18 protein-coding genes are annotated in these 19,899 nt (G+C 65.8%); 1 reads left to right on the plus strand and 17 read right to left on the minus strand.

Translation table 11 applies throughout. From position 1 onward, the window contains the following. Position 1: 1 nt before the first annotated feature. The 17 genes from AC07O8_RS10700 to AC07O8_RS10780 all read right to left on the minus strand — a co-directional run bounded on the left by AC07O8_RS10700 (position 2) and on the right by AC07O8_RS10780 (position 18,745). Positions 2–1,078, minus strand: a complete 1,077-nt coding sequence (locus tag AC07O8_RS10700) for a glycosyltransferase family 10 domain-containing protein (protein WP_495047989.1) — start codon at positions 1,076–1,078, stop codon at positions 2–4. Further along, a complete protein-coding gene (locus AC07O8_RS10705; RefSeq protein ID WP_495047990.1) occupies positions 1,075–2,085 on the minus strand; it encodes a CgeB family protein in 1,011 nt (336 codons plus the stop codon). The genes AC07O8_RS10700 and AC07O8_RS10705 overlap by 4 nt, the downstream gene beginning before the upstream one ends. After that, positions 2,082–3,518 carry a lipopolysaccharide biosynthesis protein gene (locus AC07O8_RS10710; protein ID WP_495047991.1) on the minus strand — a complete coding sequence of 479 codons (1,437 nt, stop codon included), beginning with the start codon at positions 3,516–3,518 and terminating at the stop codon, positions 2,082–2,084. The genes AC07O8_RS10705 and AC07O8_RS10710 overlap by 4 nt, the downstream gene beginning before the upstream one ends. Positions 3,519–3,527: 9 nt before the next feature. Then, complete coding sequence (locus AC07O8_RS10715) at positions 3,528–4,475, minus strand: glycosyltransferase family 2 protein (RefSeq protein WP_495047992.1); 948 nt, start codon at positions 4,473–4,475, stop codon at positions 3,528–3,530. Further along, the gene (locus AC07O8_RS10720) at positions 4,472–5,533 is read right to left on the minus strand and encodes an NAD-dependent epimerase/dehydratase family protein (RefSeq protein ID WP_495047993.1); all 1,062 of its coding nucleotides are present in this window, start codon (positions 5,531–5,533) and stop codon (positions 4,472–4,474) included. Before AC07O8_RS10720 ends, AC07O8_RS10715 begins: the two co-directional genes overlap by 4 nt. After that, entirely contained in the window at positions 5,530–6,456 is a 927-nt protein-coding gene (locus tag AC07O8_RS10725) for a transketolase family protein (protein WP_495047994.1), read from the minus strand. Before AC07O8_RS10725 ends, AC07O8_RS10720 begins: the two co-directional genes overlap by 4 nt. Next, a complete protein-coding gene (locus AC07O8_RS10730) occupies positions 6,453–7,307 on the minus strand; it encodes a transketolase (RefSeq protein WP_495047995.1) in 855 nt (284 codons plus the stop codon). The genes AC07O8_RS10725 and AC07O8_RS10730 overlap by 4 nt, the downstream gene beginning before the upstream one ends. Beyond that, positions 7,307–8,656, minus strand: a complete 1,350-nt coding sequence (gene rfbH / locus AC07O8_RS10735; RefSeq protein ID WP_495047996.1) for a lipopolysaccharide biosynthesis protein RfbH — start codon at positions 8,654–8,656, stop codon at positions 7,307–7,309. The genes AC07O8_RS10730 and rfbH overlap by 1 nt, the downstream gene beginning before the upstream one ends. Further along, complete coding sequence (rfbG, locus tag AC07O8_RS10740; protein WP_495048135.1) at positions 8,653–9,729, minus strand: CDP-glucose 4,6-dehydratase; 1,077 nt, start codon at positions 9,727–9,729, stop codon at positions 8,653–8,655. Before rfbG ends, rfbH begins: the two co-directional genes overlap by 4 nt. Then, entirely contained in the window at positions 9,720–10,493 is a 774-nt protein-coding gene (gene rfbF / locus AC07O8_RS10745; protein ID WP_495047997.1) for a glucose-1-phosphate cytidylyltransferase, read from the minus strand. Before rfbF ends, rfbG begins: the two co-directional genes overlap by 10 nt. Positions 10,494–10,543: 50 nt before the next feature. After that, positions 10,544–11,545 (minus strand): FAD-binding oxidoreductase, encoded by a 1,002-nt coding sequence (locus tag AC07O8_RS10750; RefSeq protein ID WP_495047998.1) that lies wholly within the window; start codon positions 11,543–11,545, stop codon positions 10,544–10,546. Positions 11,546–11,565: 20 nt separating this feature from the next. Beyond that, positions 11,566–11,886: a MarR family EPS-associated transcriptional regulator gene (locus tag AC07O8_RS10755; protein WP_495047999.1), complete on the minus strand. Its 321-nt coding sequence runs from the start codon at positions 11,884–11,886 to the stop codon at positions 11,566–11,568. 125 nt (positions 11,887–12,011) lie between these two features. After that, complete coding sequence (locus tag AC07O8_RS10760; protein ID WP_495048000.1) at positions 12,012–13,175, minus strand: DegT/DnrJ/EryC1/StrS family aminotransferase; 1,164 nt, start codon at positions 13,173–13,175, stop codon at positions 12,012–12,014. Then, positions 13,172–14,095, minus strand: coding sequence for a GDP-L-fucose synthase family protein (locus AC07O8_RS10765; protein WP_495048001.1), 924 nt, complete (start codon positions 14,093–14,095; stop codon positions 13,172–13,174). Before AC07O8_RS10765 ends, AC07O8_RS10760 begins: the two co-directional genes overlap by 4 nt. A gap of 18 nt (positions 14,096–14,113) precedes the next feature. Further along, positions 14,114–15,211, minus strand: coding sequence for a GDP-mannose 4,6-dehydratase (gene gmd / locus AC07O8_RS10770; protein ID WP_495048002.1), 1,098 nt, complete (start codon positions 15,209–15,211; stop codon positions 14,114–14,116). Between the two features lie 141 nt (positions 15,212–15,352). Next, the gene (locus tag AC07O8_RS10775; RefSeq protein ID WP_495048003.1) at positions 15,353–16,498 is read right to left on the minus strand and encodes a Wzz/FepE/Etk N-terminal domain-containing protein; all 1,146 of its coding nucleotides are present in this window, start codon (positions 16,496–16,498) and stop codon (positions 15,353–15,355) included. Positions 16,499–16,525: 27 nt separating this feature from the next. Continuing rightward, the gene (locus AC07O8_RS10780; protein ID WP_495048004.1) at positions 16,526–18,745 is read right to left on the minus strand and encodes an SLBB domain-containing protein; all 2,220 of its coding nucleotides are present in this window, start codon (positions 18,743–18,745) and stop codon (positions 16,526–16,528) included. Here AC07O8_RS10780 and AC07O8_RS10785 point away from each other — a divergent pair. Beyond that, a complete protein-coding gene (locus tag AC07O8_RS10785) occupies positions 18,702–19,826 on the plus strand; it encodes an MraY family glycosyltransferase (RefSeq protein WP_495048005.1) in 1,125 nt (374 codons plus the stop codon). The genes AC07O8_RS10780 and AC07O8_RS10785 overlap by 44 nt on opposite strands. The last annotated feature ends 73 nt before the right edge of the window (positions 19,827–19,899 follow it).

A 19,899-nucleotide genomic window follows, 5' to 3' on the forward strand; every position in this document is an offset into this window, starting at 1 on the left:
TTCAGTCCTGGTGACCCGCTGCCGGTAGATCGTCGACCGAGGTCGCGATCATGTTGACCAGGCTGTCGTGATACAGCGTCTTGCCGGCGGTGCGCAGGAAATCGCGCCCGGCATCGCGGCGAAGCTGCCATTCGGTGTCGGTCATCGCCGACACGCGGGCCCACATCGCCGCGTAGTCGTTGCTACCGAAGTCGCGCATGTCGACGTAGGCCTCAGGCGGGATCTGCGTCGAGATGTCCTGCGCGCCGAGGTACACCGGCACCGTGCCGGCGTAAAGGCAGTCGAAAATCTTCTCGGTAACGTAACCGAGCATCGGCATGTTCTCGAAGCACAGGCTGAACCTGTACTGGCTCAGGGTGTCCATCTTCGACGCGCAACTACCACGATAGGTCGAGCGTATCGCGCTGCGGTGGCGCCAGTAGGCCGGCGACGCGGCTTGCCGCGTCCACCAACGCTCCCAGCCGCGACCGTACAGGTCGACGGCCCCCAGCGGCTCCAGCGCACCAACCGCCTCGATGCGTCGGCTGTAAAACTCTGGTCGCCTGCGTCGCGGGTTGTGCAATCCGGCGATCACCACCAGCCGGTTCTGGCGATCGGTGCGCGACCAGTGCGGCTCCTGCACGTCGGCGTAAGGCTGCGGCCAATGCAGCTTGGCCAAGCGTTGTCGCGGTACGCCGGTCAGGTCGTAACCGTCGCCGTCGGTGTTGTGGAGGAAGACCTGCTCGAAGGCGCGGGTCAGCTCAGGCAGCGCCCGGTACATCCACGGCGCCACGAGCGGCGGCTCGAGCAGGATGAAGCCACGCAGGCGCACGTCCGCACGCCCGATCAGCGAACGGTGTCCGTCCAACAGACCCAGCGACCAGTAGTGGTGGGTCCGCGCACGGACGCTGCCGTCTCGCAGCCGATCCGCGGTGTGTACCGGCACGCCGCGTGTCGTCAGGTGGTCGCGCAGCCGCGCAAAGGGCAGCAGCGTCCCGTCGCGATTCAAGGCCGCGTTGGACACGTCGAACAGACGGTCGCCTAGGAAGTCGTCGCTGGACGGGTCGATGAAAACCGCGTGATCGGGCAGCGCGCTCATGCCGCAAGTCCCCGGCCCTCGGACGCGCCCATCCGCGCGAACACGCCCTCGAAGCGCTGTGCAAAAGTGTGCTCCTCCACCGTGCGCCGATAGCCGGCCGCCGCGACCCGTTCGCGGAGTTCGTCATCGGCCAGGTAGTAACGCACCTTGTCGATCATCTCGTCCGCATCCACGTACACCGCGATCTCCTCGCCGATCCGGAATGCGCGTTCCAGGCCCTCGACGTAGTAGGAGAGCTGGAAGGCGCCGCAGGCGTTGATCTCGAAGTGCCGTGCCTTGATCTGCTCGGCGGTCTTCTTGCTGCGCAGTTGGCGCAAGCCGTTGATCGGTTGCGAGGCCAGCATGCGCAGGTCCCAGCAGCGCGAGTTGGTGAGGTTCAGGTTAATGCGGGTCTCGTTGAACATGCGCACCATCGCGTCGTGCTCGATGATGCCGCCGGGCCAGCCGAAGCCGGCGACCGCGACCTCGACGCCAGCCTTGCGCAAACGCCGGATCAACCATTCGCGTGCGGGGTTCCAGCCGCCGACGAAGGACACGTCATGTCGTTTCGCCAGTCCCAGCGGCTTGTACAGGCGCTCGTTGGCTCCGAAGGGAAAGTGGATCACGTGAGGCAGGCCTGCCTTTATGTACTTGTTCCTGCACTCGTAATCGGACGAGGTGAAGAAGTCGAAATGCGGCGCCCAGGCGCGCACGAAGTCCTGGCGCCAGTTGTCGTCGTGGAAGAAGCACAGCGTGCGCGTATGCCCGCGCACCGCATCCACCGCAGCGGGATCCAGCTGATCCGTGTACGGCGAGAAGACCGCCACGTCGAAGCCGCCTGCGGCGGCCGTCTCGACCAGCATCCGGTTCATGCGGTCACGGCCGTGCGCCTTCAGGTTCTGCATGTAGTCGAAGAGCTCGACTTCATGGCTTGCGCGCAGGCTGTCGTAGAAGTTGAAGTACTCGTACGAGCGGCCGCGAGCCGGATCGCCGTAGTCATGCTCCATGCAAACGAGGAGGATCTTCATGGGTGACGGTTTCGGTTCATGACGGAGGGTTTCAGCAGGCGCCAGGCCAGCAGGCCCCAGGCGGCGCCGACGGCCAAGCAGGCGGTCAGCGGCAGGCCGCGGCGGTCCAGGTCTAACAGCCACGTCTGGACGCCGGCGAAGACGGCCGAGATTGCAGCAAGGGCGGCGATCCTGGCAAGCAGGGCGCGGAAATCGATGCGCGCATGCGCATCGTTGGCAAACGTGATCCGGTAAAGGTAGGCCACGATCGTCATACCGCCGAGAAACACGGCGAGCGGTGCGGCCAGCATCCCAAGCAGCGGGAGCAGCGCGTAGAACGCTGCGTATGTGGCCGCAGCGCCGAGGACGTTGGGCAGGATCAGCGCGCGTGTAGACATGTGCCGATGGGCGTTCAAGCTGATCATGCCGACCATCATCCGCGCCCATTCCGCCAGGGCGCCGAGCATCACATATTCGCCGGCGTCGTGGAAGGACGGCCCCAGCATCACGCGCGGCAGGCTGGGCGCGGCGGCGATCAGCGCAGTTACCGCGAGCAGCGAGGCCGGAATCATGACCCGGGCGTACTCGGACCAAGCGCGGTTGCGACGCTCGGCGGATTCGGCGCTCACATCGCGGTAGAACTGCGGCTGGAACCAGGTCGTCAGGATCGTCTCCGCCGCCGACATCAGCGAGGCCGCGAGCCCGTAGCCCGCTGCATACAAGCCCAGCCGGGCCAGGCCGAACTCGTCGGCCAGCAGGAAGCGATAGCCCTGCATGTGGGCCCACTGCAGCAGCACCGCGATGGCGATGGGCCAGCAGAAGTCAGCCATCTGCCGCAGTTTGACCGCGTCCAGCGGCGCGGGTCGGGGCGCCTCGGGCGTCGACTTTCCGAAGAACACGGCATATGCGACGACCGAGAACAGCGCCTGTGCCAGCAAGGTGCCGGCGAGCCAGTGTTCCGCGCTGGCCCCGCCCCAGCGGTTGAGGGCGATCGACGCTCCCAGGCCCACCACCAGGCAAGCCAGGGTGAGCACGATGAACGGCCGTGGACGGCCCACCATGTTCAGCGACGGCACCAGCGTCTGCACGGCGGTGTTGAAGCACAGGGAGCCGCACACCAGCACCATCGCCCATCCCAGCGAGACGCCGCCCAGGTCCACGCCCAGCCGGTCGCCCAGCCACAGGCCGCAAGCGGCCAGCATGGCCACCGCCAGCAGGTAGACCGCGAACAGATGGAAGCGGGACCGCGCGACGCCGTCGTTCACCCACGGATGCAGCCGGCGGTTGAAGAACATGCCGACCGGATTCACCAGGAAGAGCGCGAAAAGGGAGGTCGCGGTGGTGAGCAGCGCCACGCGGCCCATGTCCGACGGTGACAGCAGCTGGGTCATGATGCGCACGCTCGCGAACATCAGCGCGAACTGGATCAGACGCCCGACCAGGGTGATCAGCATGTCGGGTCCTCAGGCCGCGGGGCGATGCAATCGCTGCCGCACCATCCGGCCCAGCTTGGACAGCGAGCGTTGCCACAGCGTCGCACGGGTCAGCGCGTAGGTGGCGGTGCGAGCCACCAAGAAGCGCCGCACCACCCGTCTGCGCCAGGGTTGGTCAGCCGCCGTCGCGGCGCTGCCGCGCCACCAACTCATCCAGTAGCGGTAGCGGTATTGCGTGATCAACGGCGAACGGCGATTGACCCCGGTCGAGCCGTAGACGTAGCGCAGCAATCTCAGTCGCTGGCCGACCGCCTCGGTACCGCTGTCGTTCTGACCGTGGATCCGGTAACGCATCAACGGCGTCGCCAGCCAGAGCAGGGCGCCGCGCCGGAGCACTTTCAGCAGGAAGGACACGTCCGAGTACTTGCCGCCGTGGCCCGGATCGAGGAAGAGGCCCTGGATGGCGCTGCGCCGGTACATGTAGCCGGGGAAAGGTGCCGGGCCCTTCAACGACAACGAAAAATACGCGCGCAGCAGGTCTTCCGGCGCGCGCAGCGTCAGATCGACCTCGCCTGGCGCGAACCACTCGTCGGTGACCTGCGCGCCGCGCAGGATCGCGGCGTTGCAGCAGACGGCCGCGAGCGACGGGTCGGCTTCCAGGCGATCGCGCAAAGTGCGTGCGTAGCCCTCCAGCAGTACGTCGTCGTCGTGAAACATGACGACCAGATCCGCGGTCGCGCCCTCGATCACCGTGCGGAAATGGTCGAACGCGGCCAGCGGCGGCGTGCGGCGGATGCAGTGCACATGGGGGAATTCTGCGGCCAGCATGCGAGCGACGTCTTCGCGCTCGGAGTTGTCCGACACGATGACCTCGATGCGATCGCCCTTCTGCGACAGCGCCGAGCGCAAGGCTTCTCGCAGGTAGTCGGGACGGTCCCGGGACAGCAGGACGATCTGCAGACTGGCGCTGCCGCTCATGGCGACACTCCGCGGCGATGCCAGCGCGCGGTCCGTGCGATCGCCTCGTCGAGCACGATCGGCGCCGCCAGTCCGAGTTCTTCGCGAGCCAGCCGGTGATCCGGCACGTAGCGTTCGGCCGGTCTGGTGGGGTCGGGCGTGCCGACGATGCGCACTCGGGCGGGCACGCCCATCACCGTGGAGACGCGGTGCGCGAGCTCGCCGATCGAGATCGCCGCGTCAGCGCCGACGTTGTACGCCGCGCCGGGGCGTCCCTTCAGCAGCACTGCCCACAGCCACGCCGCCATATCGGCGGCATGCAGGTAGCTACGCACCGGCGTGCCGTCGCCTTGGATGACAATCTCCCGACCGTCCAGGGCCGCGCCCATGAAGTTGCCGATGGCGAAGTGCTTGTCCAGCGGCAGGTAGGGACCCACGAAGGCGAAGCAGCGCGCCGAGCGCACCTTTAGTCCGAGACGCGCACCTGCGGCGGTACACAGCCACTCCGAGGCGCGCTTGCCTTCGCCGTAGGCTGAACCGGGAAGCAGCGGATCGGGCGCGCCGGGATAACTCTCCGGCACGCCGGCCAAGTCCGCTGGTTGCCGACCGTAGACCGCGCCCGAACTGACTAACAGGAAGTCTCGCGTTCCGGCCCTAGCCGCGAAGTCCAGCACTCGGCGCGTGCCGGAGATGCACGTGTCGAAGATATCCTCCGGTGTCGCCTTGGCCACGACGTCGGTGGCGGCGTGGATCACGGTGTCGAATGTTCCCTCCGGCATCGGGAAATCGCGCACGTCGCCGCGCAACCAGTCGATGCCCGCAGCATCGGCCAGTTGGGGGGCCACGACGCGGAAAGCGTCAGGATCGCGGCTCAACACCGTGGCGCGCACCTCCAGGCCGAACCGGCTATTGGCCGCCGACAAGGAAGCGAGCAGCCATTTGCCGACAAACCCCGTACCCCCGGTGAGGAAGATTCGCCTGCCTGCCAGGCTGCGCCAGACGTCGTCGGGCAGTTGCGCGAAGACGTGATCGAGATCGTCCTCGGGCAGTGACTGCAGGAAGGAGGAGGAAGCGCTCACGAGGCAGTCGACGTCTTGCGTACGAAGGCGTCTATGCGGGCGCGGACACTGTCGGCATCCAGGCCATGCTCGCGCAGCAGGTAGGCATGCGTGCCGCAGTGCTCCGAGAACCGGTCCGGCACGCCGATGCGCAGCACGCGCGTGGGCTGGTGCTCGCTGGTGATCTCCGTCACCGCGGCGCCCAGACCACCCAACACCGAGTGCTCTTCCAGCGTCACCAGTCCGCTTGTGGCGCGCGCGGCGGCGCACACATCCTCGACCAGCAGCGGCTTGATAACGGGCGCGCTCCAGACCGCGAGGTCCAGGTCCGCCGCGATGTCCGCGGCGGCGCGCACCATCGAGCCGGTGGCGATCAGTCCGGGACGGTCGGCTCGGCCCGCGCGGACCTTCACCAGTCCGCCGGCGCGCAGCGTGGCGATCGGCGCCGCATGCACGTCACCGCGGTCGGACTTGCCCATGCGCAGATACACCGGGCCGTTCGCGGCGTAGGCGTAGTCCATGCTCGCGGTCATCTCAAAGCGGTCGGACGGCGACAGCACGGTCAGGCCCGGGATCGCGCGGGTGCAGGCGATGTCCTCGGTCGACTGGTGGCTGGTGCCCAGGTGGCTGTAGACGAAGCCGGCGCCGTCGCCGAGCAGGACGACCGGCAGGTCGTCATGGGCGATGTCGAGCTTGATCTGTTCCACCGTGCGGATCGGCACGAAGGCGGCCAGGCCGTAGACGAACGGCCGGAAGCCCACGCGCGCCAGGCCCGCGGCCATGCCCACCATGTTCTGTTCGGCGATGCCGGCGTTGATGTATTGGTCCGGGCAACGCTTACGGAACTCGTCGAACAGGGCATAGCCGTGGTCGCCGGTCAGCAGCAGCACCTTCGGGTCGGCGAGCGCCAGCCGGACCAGTGAGTTCGAAAAGGCGTCTCTCACGTCGATGCTCCGGGAAGGCCGAGGGCGTCGACGGCCTCGGCGAAGGTCTGCGCGTTCAGGCGCGTGTAGTGCCAGCGGTTGTCCGATTCCATGAACGGCACGCCCTTGCCCTTGACCGTGCGCGCAATCAGCGCCTTGGGCTTGCCCGCGCCGGTCGCCCAGAGCCCGCGGATCGCCGCGTCGACGGCGGCCTCGTCGTGCCCGTCGACCTCCAGGGTCTCGAAACCGAAGCTCGCGAACTTGGCCGACAGGTCGCCCAGCGCCAGCACGTCGTCCGTGGTGCCCATCGCCTGGAAACCGTTCTTGTCGACGATCAGCATGAGGTTGTCCATCCGGTGGTGCGCCGCGACCAGCGCGCCTTCCCAGATCGGCCCCTCGTTGAGCTCGCCGTCGCCGACGATGGCGTAGACCTTCTGGTCCGTGACCTTGCGCTGCAGGCCCATCGCGATGCCGACGCCGACCGAGAAGCCGTGCCCCAGCGATCCCGACGTCACTTCCAGGCCGGGCACGCGCGAATCCGACAGGCCCTTCAGGTCGCTGCCGTCCTTGAAGTAGCCCTGGACGTGCGAATCCTGCAGCCAGCCCAGTTCGCGCATGCAGGCGTACTGCGCCATCACGCCGTGGCCCTTGCTCAGGACCAGGTAGTCGCGCCCCTCGGCGCGCGGATCGTTGCCCGGGTATCGCAGATGGTCGCGGTACAGGACCGTCACCAGCTCGATGATCGAGAACGCGCAGGCGATGTGCACCGTCGAGCCGGCGTAGGCCATCTCGAGCACGGTGCGGCGCATGCGGGCCGGCGCGAACTTGCGTTCGGCGCCGGACTCCGCGCGGGGGGACGCGAGGGGAGACATCAGAAGTTCACTCCGAAGAACTCTTCCAGCTTGCCGGCGATGTAGTCCAGTTGCTCTTCGCCGAGCGCCGGGAAGGTGCCCAGCCAGAAGGTCTGGTTCATCACCACGTCGGTGTTGGTCAGCGCGCCGCTGACGCGGTAGTTGCGACCGGCCATGTAGGGCTGCTTCGTCAGGTTGCCGGCGAACAGCAGGCGCGTGGCGATCTTGTTCTCTTCCAGGAAGTTGATCAGGTCCGCGCGCTTCACGCCGGCGGCGTCCTTCACGATCAGCGGGAAGCCGAACCACGACGGCTCGGAATTCGGCGTCGCTTCGGGCAGGTGCAGGAACTCGGCGACGCTCGCCAGCTTGGCCTTCAGGTAGGCGAAGTTGGCGCGACGCTTGGCGATGAACTCCTCGACCCGGTCCATCTGCGCCAGCGCGCAGGCGGCCTGCATGTCGGAGATCTTCAGGTTGTAGCCGAGGTGGCTGTAGGTGTACTTGTGGTCGTAGCCGTCCGGCAGGTCGCCTCCCAGCTGTTCCTTGGTCCAGCAGAAGCGCTTGTCGCAGGTGTTGTCCTTGCCGGGCGGGCAGTAGCAGTCGCGGCCCCAGTCGCGGAAGGACTCGGCGATCAGCTTCAGCTCGGCGTTGTTGGTGAACACCGCGCCGCCTTCGCCCATCGTGATGTGGTGCGCCGGGTAGAAGCTCAGCGTGCCGATGTCGCCGAAGGTGCCGACCATCTGACCGTTGTAGGTCGCGCCGAGCGCGTCGCAGCAGTCTTCGACCAGCCACAGGTCGTGCTTCTTGCACAGCGCGGTGACCACTTCAAGGTTGAACGGGTTGCCCAGGCTGTGGGCCAGCATGATGGCCTTGGTCTTGGGCGAGATGGCCGCTTCGATCTTCGAGGCGTCGATGTTGTGCGTCGCCAGGTCGACGTCGACGAACACCGGCACCGCACCGAACTGCACGATCGGGTTCACGGTCGTCGGGAAGCCGGCGGCCACGCCGATGACTTCATCGCCCGGCTTGATCGCACGGTCGCCCAGCTTCGGGCTGGTCAGCGCCGAGAACGCCACAAGGTTGGCCGACGAGCCGGAGTTCACCGTGATCAGGTACTTCACGCCCAGGAACTGCGCCAGGCGCTGTTCGAACATGGCGTTGAAGCGGCCCGTGGTCAGCCAGCCGTCCAGGGAGGCGTCCACCATCATCTTGAGCTCGCCCGCGCCGATGACCTTGCCGGAGACCGGGACCTGGGTCTGGCCGGGGACGAAGGGCTTGGGGGCGTACGCGATGTCGGCGTACTGCTGGACCAGCTCGCTGATCTGGCTACGGAGCTTGTCGAGCTGCGGCTGGAAATTGATGGGAGTGGTCATGCGTCGGCTCGGTATTGAGAGATTTGGTTCAGGCAGACGGCACGCATGTCCTGGCCGTCAAGCCAGGCGTGATGCCAGTCGGTGATACGGGTCAGCGTGGTCTCGAGCGACCAGCGCGGGGCCCATTGCAGGCGCTGCCGCGCCTTGGAGATGTCCAGCTTCAGGAAGCTGGCCTCGTGGGGATGGTTCCCCGGCTGCAGGGTCCAGGAGGCGCCGTCGCCCCAGGACTCGCACAGGTGCTCGACGATCCACTGCACGGGACGGGCGTCCTCGTCGCGCGGACCGAAATTCCAGCCTTCGGCGTCGGCCTGGCCTTGCGTGTACAGGCGCTCGGCCAGCAGCAGGTAACCCGACAGCGGCTCCAGCACGTGCTGCCACGGGCGGATCGCGTGGGGGTTGCGGATCAGCACCGACTCCTTGTCCTGCAACGCGCGCAGGATGTCGGGGATCAGCCGGTCCAGCGCCCAGTCGCCGCCGCCGATGACGTTGCCCGCGCGGGCCGTCGCCATCGCGATGCCAGCGTCCTTCAGGAATGACTTCCGGTAGGCCGAACTCACCAGTTCCGCGCAGCCCTTGCTGTTGGAGTAGGGATCGTGGCCGCCCATGGGCTCGTCTTCACGATAGCCCCAGACCCACTCGCGGTTCTCGTAGCACTTGTCCGTCGTGATGTTGACGATGGCCTTGACCGAGCCGGCGTGGCGCGCTGCCTCGAGCACGTGCACCGTGCCCATCACGTTGGTCGCGTAGGTCTCCACAGGCTCGTTGTAAGAGAGGCGCACCAGCGGTTGAGCCGCCATGTGGATGACGATCTCAGGCTTGAACTCATCCACCTGCGCCTTCACCGCGGCGAAGTCGCGGATGTCGGCGATGCGGTGCTCCATGCCCTCGGCCACGCGCGCGACGTCGAACAGCGCAGGCTCGGTCGGGGGCTCGAGCGACAGGCCGCGCAGTGTCGCGCCCATGGACTGAAGCCACAGGCTCAGCCAGCTGCCCTTGAAGCCGGTGTGGCCGGTCAGCAGGACGCGCTTACCCTGCCAGAACGCCGGGTCGGTCTGCGCGAGGCTCATGTCCAGCTCTTCCAGGGTGCCTTGCCCGACGCCCACAGCTCTTCGAGCAGGTGCTTGTCGCGCAGCGTGTCCATCGGCTGCCAGAAGCCGTGATGCTCGTAGGCCATCAACTGACCGTCGGCGGCCAGGCCCTGCAGCGGCTGCTGCTCCCAGACGGTGGCGTCGTCCTCGAGATAGTCGAGGACGCGCGGCGTCAGCACGAAGAAGCCGCCGTTGATCATGGCGCCGTCGCCCTTGGGCTTTTCCTTGAAGCTCATGACCTGGCGGTCCCGGATGTCGAGCGCGCCGAAGCGGCCCGGCGGGAAGGTGGCCGTCAACGTCGCGGCCTTGCCATGGCGCTTGTGGAAGTCGATGGTGGCGGAGATGTCGATGTCGCCGACGCCGTCGCCGTAGGTGAAGCAGAAGGCCTCTTCGTCGCGCACGTAATCGGCCACGCGGCGCAGGCGGCCGCCGGTCATCGATTCATCGCCGGTGTCCACCAGCGTGACGTTCCAGGGCTCGGCGCGCTTGTGATGCACTTCCATGCGGTTGTTGCGCATGTCGAAGGTGACGTCGGACGTGTGCAGGAAGTAGTTGGCGAAATACTCCTTGATCACGTAGCCCTTGTAGCCGCAGCAGATCACGAAGTCGTTCACGCCGTGGTGCGAGTACATCTTGAGGATGTGCCACAGGATCGGCTTGCCGCCGATCTCGACCATCGGCTTTGGCCGCGTGGAGGTCTCTTCGCTCAGTCGCGTTCCGAGGCCACCGGCCAGGATCACTGCTTTCATGGAAAGGTCCTATGGGATCTGAAGGGATCGTGAGATCGATGGGTCGACGCTCAGGTCGCGGCCGAGCACACAAAGGCATCGGAATGGAACTGCCGGTCCGGAAGGCCGGCGGCGTGGAGCTTGGCCTGGGCGCCGTGGATCATGGCGTCCGAGCCGCAGGCATAGACCAGCGTGTCGGCCAGGTAGGCGTGATCGCGCAGCATCGCGTCCTGCACATGGCCGCGCTCGCCGGTCCAGTCGTCGGACGCGCGCGACAGCACGGGAATGAAGCGGAACGCGGGCAGGTCCGGATAGGCCGGCGCCTGCCAGTACAGGTCTTCGGCCTTGCGGCCGCCCCAGTAGACGGTCACGCTGCGCGGGTGGGCGTCGGCGGACAGCGCCGACAGGCCTTCCAGGATTGCCTTGACCGGCGCGATGCCGGTGCCGGTCGCCAGCAGCACCAGGTCCTTGCCGGTCTGGCCGCGCAGGAAGAAGGTGCCGAGCGGACCGCGCAGGCGCAGCAGGTCGTTGGGTTTGGCCTGTTCGAACCAGTAGCGGCTCATGGCGCCGCCTGCGACCTCGCGGATGTGCAGTTCGACCTGCTTGTCAGCGCGCGGCGCGTTGGCCACCGAGTAGCTGCGGCGGAGCCCCTCGGCGCCGATGACGTCGAGGTACTGGCCGGGCAGGAAGTCGAGCGCGGCGGTCGGCGGCAGTCGCAGCAGGACGCGGACCACGTCCGGCGCGAGCCGGTCGATGGCCTGGATGCGACAGGGCAGGGTCTTCGCCTCGGGCAGCACGACGTCGCCCAGGTCGTCGATCTCGAGCTCGACCGGACCGAGCGCGCGCCGCACGCAGGTGAGGATGAAGCCGTGGGCGCGGTCCTCCGCGCTCAGGCCGAGTTCGTCGTGCAGCGCCGCCGTCTCGCCCGAGCGCACGCGGCCCTTGCAGGAGCTGCAGCGGCCAGTGCGGCAGCTGTAGTCGAGCACCACGCCCTGGCGCAACGCGGCGTCGAGCAGTGCTTCTCCCGCCTGGACTTCAAACGACTTCCCGCTGCTGATGGTGACGGTGTGCATCCCTGATCCTGCTTCTTCTCTTATGCCGAGCGATCGCCGTCGCTTTCCGAGACCTCATGCCGAAGGACCTCGATCTCCTGCTGCAGCGCCTCGAACTCCCTCTCCTTGATCGCAAGGAAGTTGCGCGCCATGCGCATCTTGGCACTGGCGCCGCTCGGCGTCAGCAGGTAGGCATAGGCCAGCTTGTTGTCGGCCCGCCGGAAGTTATTGACCTTGACCCAGCCGCGGTCGATCACTGCGCGCAGGCAGAAGTTGATCTTCCCGACGCTCACGCCCAATCGCTTGGCCAAGTCACGCTGGTTGCCGTCCGTCCGGGTTTCCAGCTGGCGCAACAGCGCCAAGTCGAGTTCGTTGTCGGAGGGCGGGGGATCGATCAATGCAAGGACCCGTTCAATCGATGAACGGGTGCGACTCTAGCACGATGGACGGGCGTCCCGCGGCCGCCGCGGGACGCGTCTCCAGGCGATCAGATCGACTTGAGCGCCTGGACGGCTTCGACGATCGGGTAGTGGTGATTGCCGATGAACAGGCCGTTGCGGTCGATGTGGTCCGCGTTGCGCAGCTCGCCGTGGATCGTGGCGTCGAAATACTTCATGACCTCGTTCTTGGCGAAGTTTCCCGCGACGATGGGGCGGCTTTCGAAGCCCACATCGGTCAGGCGTCCGAGCAGTTGCTCGCGCGTCATCGACGAGCCCGGGCGGATGACCAGGCTGAAGCCAAACCAACTGCTCTTGCCGATCTCGCGCTGGATCAGCAGTTCAGGATGGTTGCCCATCACGTCCTGCAGCACCGCGGCATTCTTGCGGCGTTCCGACACAATCATCGGCAGCTTCTTCACCTGCTCGATGCCTAATGCGCCGGACATTTCCAGCGGCCGGAAGTTGTAGCCCGGCAGCACGAAGCGGAACGATTCCTTGAACGGATCGTCGCTCTTCTCTCCCACGACATGGTTGACCTTGGGCAGGTTGCGCGTCCAGCCGTGCGCACGCAGCGACAGCATGATGTGGAACAGCTCCTCGTCGTCCGTGACGACCAGACCGCCCTCCATTGTCGAGATGTGGTGCGAGAAGAACGAGCTGTAAGTGCCCATCACGCCGAAGGTGCCCGCCTGCTTGCCCGCGAACTCCGCGCCCATGGATTCGCAGTTGTCCTCGATCAGGCGGATGTCACGTCCCGCGACGATGCGTTGGAGGGCGTTGAAGTCGTTGGGGTTGCCCAGCAGGTTGACCACCATGATCAAGCGAGTCTTGTCGGTGATCGCCGCTTCGAGCTGGGTCAGGTCGTAGTTCAGCGTCTCCAGGTCGATGTCGACGAAACGCAGCTTCAGTCCGTACTGGTGCAGCGGATAGTAGGTGGTGCTCCACGACACGGCCGGGACGATCACTTCATCGCCGGGTTGAAGCTTGTTCTCCTTGGTGAAGAACAGGGCGCCCACCATCAGTAGGTTGGCTGACGAACCGGAGTTCACCATCACCGCATGGCGGCTGCCCACATAGGCGGCGAAGTCCTGCTCGAAACGCTGCACTTCCTTGCCCATAGTGAACATGCCGGAGTCGATGACGCGTTGGATGGCGGCATATTCGGCCTGATCCCAGGTGGCGGTGGCGAGGGGGTACTTGAATGCGTTCACTTGGCAATGTCCTGAATGTAGTGTTGGTAGGTCAGACGCAGGCCTTCCTCGATTGAGGTCTTCGCGTGCCAACCCCAGATAGAGGCGCGGGAAACGTCCACCAGCTTCTGCTTCATGCCAACCGGCTTGGTCAGATCGTGGACGAACTCGCCCCGATACCCGATCACCTCCGCCGCGACGCGGTAGTAGTCGTTCACGGCGAGATCTCGCCCGAGACCGACGTTCATCAGCGCGGGCAACTGCTCGAAATGATCCAGCGTCTGCCAGAGGCAATCGGCGAGGTCGCCTGAATACATGAACTCGCGCCGGGCGGTGCCGTCGCCCCAGATATCCACTTGCGGCGAGCCGGCCAGCTTGGCCAGATGCAGCTTGTGGATGATCGCGGGCACCATGTGGGAATGCCTGGGATCGAACTTGTCGTGGCGACCGTACAGGTTGCAAGGCAGCAGCGTCTTGAACTGGAACTCTGGCGTTTCGGCGGAGATGTACTGGCACAAGCGCGCCGTCGCGATCTTCGCGATCGCATAGCCCTCGTTGGTGGGCTCCAACGTGCCCGTCAACATCGCTTCTTCCGGGATGGGATTGTGCGTCTCGCGTGGATACATGCACGAGCTGCCGAGGTTGATCAGGCGTTTGACGCCGGCCGCACGTGCGCCGAGCACGACGTTGCGTCCCATGTCCAGGTTGTCCACGAGGAAGCTGACTGGCTCGCGCATGTTGGCCTGGATGCCGCCAACACGGCCCGCCGCGTGGAAGACGATGTCCGGGCGCGCGTCGCGGAGGAAGGCCTCGACGGCCTTGGCGTCGCGCAGATCGAGTTCGCGGCTGCTCGGGCTGATCAGTTCATGGCGTGACGCCGCCGCGTGCTCTGCGACGTTGCGGCCGACCATGCCGCTGCCGCCGGTCAGAAAGACTCGCATGGGGAATCCGGTCCCAAATCACTCGTTGTAGTTGAAGGTCGCAAAGCCGTGGCCTTTGACCAGTTCATCGCGTTGCGCGGACTTCAGGTCCTCGCGGACCATTTCCGAGACTAGTTCGGCGAAAGTGATACGGGGTGTCCAGCCAAGCTTCTCGCGCGCCTTGGTCGGATCGCCGAGGAGTGTCTCGACTTCCGTGGGGCGGAAATAGCGCGGGTCGACGGCCACGATCGGGGTGCTGCGGCCATTGTCAGCATTGGTCCAGAAGCCCCGTTCGTCAACGCCGGAGCCTTCCCAGCGGATTTCCATGCCGAGTTCCTTGGCGGCGATGGTCACGAATTCGCGCACGCTGAACTGAACGCCTGTCGCGATGACGAAGTCCTCGGCCACATCTTGCTGCAGCATCAGCCATTGCATCTCGACGTAGTCGCGTGCATGACCCCAGTCGCGCTTGGCGTCCATGTTGCCAAGGAACAGGCATTCCTGCAGGCCCAGCTTGATCCGCGCCAGTGCGCGGGTAATCTTGCGCGTCACGAAGGTCTCGCCGCGCAGCGGGCTTTCATGATTGAACAGGATGCCGTTGCACGCGTATATGCCATAGGCCTCGCGGTAGTTGACGGTGATCCAGTACGCATACAGCTTCGCCACTGCGTAAGGGCTGCGCGGATAGAACGGAGTGGTCTCCTTCTGCGGAATCTCCTGCACAAGCCCATAGAGCTCCGAGGTAGATGCTTGGTAGAAGCGCGTGGTTTTTTCCAGGCCGAGAATGCGGATCGCCTCCAGGATGCGCAACGCACCCAGTGCGTCGGAGTTCGCGGTGTACTCGGGTTCTTCGAAGCTGACAGCGACATGCGACTGTGCTGCCAAGTTGTAGATCTCGTCCGGCTTCACCTTCTGGATGATGTGCGTCAGGCTGGAGGAGTCGGTCATGTCGCCGTGATGCAGCACGAAGCGGCCATCCGAGATATGCGGATCCTGGAACAGATGGTCGATCCGATCGGTGTTGAACAGCGAGGTACGGCGCTTGATGCCGTGGACCTCATAGCCTTTGCTCAACAGGAGTTCCGACAGGTAGGCGCCGTCTTGACCGGTGACGCCGGTAATCAAAGCTTTCTTCATTGTTGTTCCTCTGATGGACTGCATAGGCCACATCGCGGGGCAGCGCCTGGAGGACGTGCGGCGTGGGGCCTGTTGAATATCTATGGGTGCCGACGTTCCCTGGCGGGGTCGGCGTGGAGCGGAGAATTGTCGTCTGTTCGATCAGTGGCCCTTCCACGCCAGTCGAATTCGCTCAAGCTTGTCCTGATTCGCGGGATCTCGGCGGATCGCCGAAAGGGAGTGCGAGATCATGAGCGCCGTCAGCAGCAACATGCCGGTCACGAGCCAGGTCAGAATCGCCGCCACGGCCCGCTTCGGGCGGCTTTTGTATTCTGGCTTCGTGGCGGGATCCACTACCTGCACCAAGCCGCCGTCACGGGCTTCGTCCAAGCGGGCCATCTCATACTGCTTCGAGAAAAGCTCGAAGAGCGTTTCCTGATACTTGTACTCTCGATAGCGGGTGATGTAGTCAGACGAGCCAAGGTTTCCGTCCGCGCTCTCGACGCGGCGCAGCTCCGCCCGTAGGGCACCGATCACGGCGCCAAGGCGTTGGATCTCCGGGGCACTGTCGACAAGCGTGCGACGGGCCGCGTGTAGGGCCACTTCGGAGGTCGTCAGTTCAGCCTTCAGCTTGGCGTACTCCTCGGCCGCTGCCTTGGGCTCGGCCTTCAGCGCGCCAGGATTGAAGCCGCTGCCCTGCAATGCGATCTGCGCCGCCGTCAGGCGTTCCTTTGTCTGCTTTAACTCGGTCTCGAAGAAGACACGGCGTTGCTGTGCTTCCGTCAAAGCCAGCTCCGAACTCAGCCGGCGCAATTCCGCGATGTACTGGTTCGCGATGTCCGCGGCGCGCTGTGGATCGGTGTCGTCGACTTCGACCGAAATCAATGTGTCCTTCTTGCCCAGTGTCAGACGGACGTTGGTCTCCAGCGTCTTGCGGGCCTGAAATCGAAAGTCGACATCGTATGCCTCCATCAGCTTGAAGCGGTCGACGATGCGATCCTCGACATTCACGCTCTGCATGAGGCCGATGTACTGATCGCCGGGCGTCTTCATGCCGGTGAGACCGCCGGCTAGGCCGCCTAAGGCACCCAGATTGGCCAGTGCGGCCATGGACGAGGACTGTTGTTGCTGGGGCGGCAGGAAGGAAGTCTTGGCTGTGAAGACCGGCTTCATCAAGTAGGTAATGCCCAACGCCCCTGCACCGGCGATGACCGGAATCACGAGCAGGAGGCGCCAGCGCCGCGCAACGACGGCCGCGAAATCAAGCAAGCCGGGCGCGCTGGCGGAAGATTGGCTGGAATCGTTCATGTGAAACGTCGGATGAGCCATGTCGGCTCAATTCTTGATTGTCTGCAACGCCGCAATGCCCAGGCCGAAATTGGCCAGGATCTGCGTCCAGTCCTTCGCGTCCTGGATGAACGTCGACTTGTTCATCTCTTCGGGCACGAAGACCGTGTCGCCCGGGAGCGCAGGGAGTCCGGCGAGGCTCGTTCCGCCCAGCCAACCGCTATTCTGCTGGCGCGCGCTCACAACAGTCCCGTTCGCCCGGATCACGAAGGCACCTCGCGCATCCGCGCCGCGGGTCGGGCCGCCGGCGAGCTTCATCACGTCGTCAAGCGTTGCGCTGCTCTGCAGCAGGAAGCTGCCCGCGTTGAATACGCTGCCGAACACGCCCACCGTCGAAGGCCGAGCCGGCACCAGCAGCCGGTCGCCGTCTTCAACGGTCAGCGTGGGGAGGACGCGCGCATCAGGTTCGAGCTGCAGCACAACGCGTCCGGTGGGCCGCACGGCCCGCAGCCGGGCGACAAGGCGCTCGGTGCCAGCGGCACGCTGAGCATTGCCGGCAGCTTCGTCGGCTGTCGACGCCCGCTGCGTGCTGCTGTTTTTGGTGAACTCCGTCTCCAGGTCCCGCAGCGCGCGATCGTAGTTCTCCTGCTGCGACTGACGAACGCTTTCTCTAGAGAAATCGGTGCCGTACACGTAGGCCTGTGTCGTCAGGCCGCCGGCGGCCGCGATCGCGTCCTGCAAGGTGCTCGTCGGCGGGAGCACGTACTCACCCGGACGGGATACCTCGCCCTCCACCGTCACGCGCTTGAACTGCTTGCCGACGGGCAGCGCCGCGTTGACGCTGCTGAACGCGCGGATCACGTCGCCATTGCTGGCCACCGTCTTCTGCTGCGTCGGCAGTTGAAGCTCGCGCACGCGGCGGTCGTTGCGGTCGCTCAACTGTTCGATCGACACGCGCGAGCGGTCGGCCACGGCGCTGAAGCCGCCGGCCATCGCCAGCACATCGTCCACCGTTTCACCCGGCTTGAGCTCGACGATCGACTGCTTGTTCACGCTGCCGAGCACCGCCACCTGCGGGCCGATCGGGCCGATGTGGATCACGTCTTCGGCCTGCAGCGCGCGGTCGCTGGCCTTGTCGCCCTTGAGCAGCAGGTCGTAGGCGTCGAAGCTGGCAACGACCTGGCCGTTGCGGCGCAGCTCGATCTGGCGGAAGCTGCCTGCGGCCGACGGGCCGCCGGCGCGGATCAGTCCGTTGACGATCGTTGCCAGGCTGCTCACCGTATAGGCACCAGGCCTTGCGGTGAAGCCCGTCACGTAGATGCGGATCGTGCGCAGCTTGCCCAGCGAGGTGCTGACCTGGAAATTCTTGAAGACCTGCGAGATGCGGGCGCGGACGACCTCGTTCAGGTCGCCGTAGCGCACACCGGCGACCAGCACCGGCCCGACACGAGGGATTGTCACGCGACCGGCGCGGTCCACCGTCAGGCGCAGGTCGGCGTCGACCGAGCCCCACGCGGTGACCTGGATCTCGTCGCCGACGCCGATCAAGTAGTCCGCCGGCGCCTGGCGAGGACCGTCGACATCGCCGCCCATGCGGGCGTCCAGCATCAGGTCCGCGCCGAGCCGGCGCACGATGTTGTCCGCGGAGACGGCCGCACTCTTGGTGATGGCGGCGGCCTGCGTCTGCGTCTGCGACACGGCGGCGGTCTCAGTCTGGCTGGCTTCCGAGCGGCGCAGTTGCTCCAGCGTCGACGGGTCCGTCAGATCAATGCCCAGCAGCTTGTTGACGTAGATCTCGAACTCGCCGGGCACGTACTTCGGCGCGCGAGCAGGCGCCGCCTGCACACTCGCGCTGTCCTGGGCGTTCCGGTTGGCCGGGGTCAGCCGGATCGGGCCGGACAGATCGCTGCCCGTATCCGAAGAGTTCTGGCTGCCGCCCGTGTTCACCTGCGCGAGGGCCGAGGTCGCCGCGAAGCTAACCATGAGGCAGACCGTCAGCAGCGCGAGCGCGGGCTTGCGGAAAGAGGGGCGCGCGCGAGTCGTCGACATCGGCGAAAGGGCGCGTTGGGCGCGAAGTTCCATGCGTGATCTCGTCTCAGATGAACTTGGCCGCCCGCGACGGGCCTGATGATCAGGGCGTCGGAGCGACCAGCGGCGCATTCTATGGCAGCGCTGTTGCGCCAAAACCGCCTTGGGCCTGAAGCCCGTCGTTACACTGCCGCCCATGTTGTATTTGCTCATCCCGTTCGCGCTGGCGGCGGCGATCACGCTCTACGTCGTGCACTCGTCGACGGTGCATGGCCATCTGTCCTCGGACCACGATCTGTCCGGCCCGCAGAAGTTCCATGCCCGACCCGTGCCGCGCATCGGCGGTGTCGGCATCTTCGTGGGCCTGGTCGGCATGGTTGCCCTGGCCTTCGTGCTGAAGCACCCCCAGGCCAAGACCGGTCTGCTGCTGCTGCTGTGCGGCCTGCCCGCATTCGCCGCCGGCCTGATCGAGGACTTCACCAAGAAGGTCTCGCCGCGCGAGCGCCTCATCGCCACGATGGTCTCGGCGGCGCTCGGCTGCTGGCTCCTCCAGGCCAGCATCAACCGGACCGACATCCCCGGCCTCGACTTCATCGTCGGGACCACCGTCGGCGCTGCGCTCATCACCATCTTCGTCGTCGCCGGCGTAGCCAACTCGGTCAACATCATCGACGGCTTCAACGGCCTGTCCTCGATGTGCGTCAGCCTGATGCTGCTGACCCTCGCCTACGTGGCCTACCAGGTCGGTGACACCGAACTCGCGTTGTGGGCGCTCGCGGGCGTCGGCGCCATCCTCGGCTTCTTCGTCTGGAACTACCCCGCCGGCCTCATCTTCCTGGGCGACGGCGGCGCGTACTTCATGGGCTTCTATCTCGCGGAGATCGCCATCCTGCTGATCCACCGCCATCCGCAGGTCTCGCCGCTGTTCGCGCTGATGGTGTGCATCTACCCGGTGTTCGAGACGGTCTTCTCCATCTACCGCCGCCGCTTCCTGCGCAACACCAATCCCGGCGATCCGGACGGGATCCATCTGCACTCGCTGATCTATCGCCGTCTGATGCGCTGGGCGATTGGCGCACGCGATGCGCGCCTGATAACGCGCCGCAATTCGATGACGGCCCCGTACCTGTGGACGCTCTGCCTGTCCTCCCTGGCGCCGGCGCTGCTGTTCTGGGACTCGACGCCGATGATCGCCGCGTGCATGGTGCTGTTCGGCGTCGCCTACGTGGCGCTGTACTGGCGCATCGTGCGATTCCGGACGCCGAAATGGATGGTCTTCCGCGGCGACCAGCGCAAGCTCACCGATCGTTCGGCGCAGTGAACCCACAACGGTCCGCGTGTGCGGATCGGTGGTTTCCCGGGTCTTTCCGGCCCTTGGGGGATAATCCGCCGCT

The sequence above is a fragment of the Roseateles sp. GW821-FHT09G09 genome (assembly GCF_059415965.1).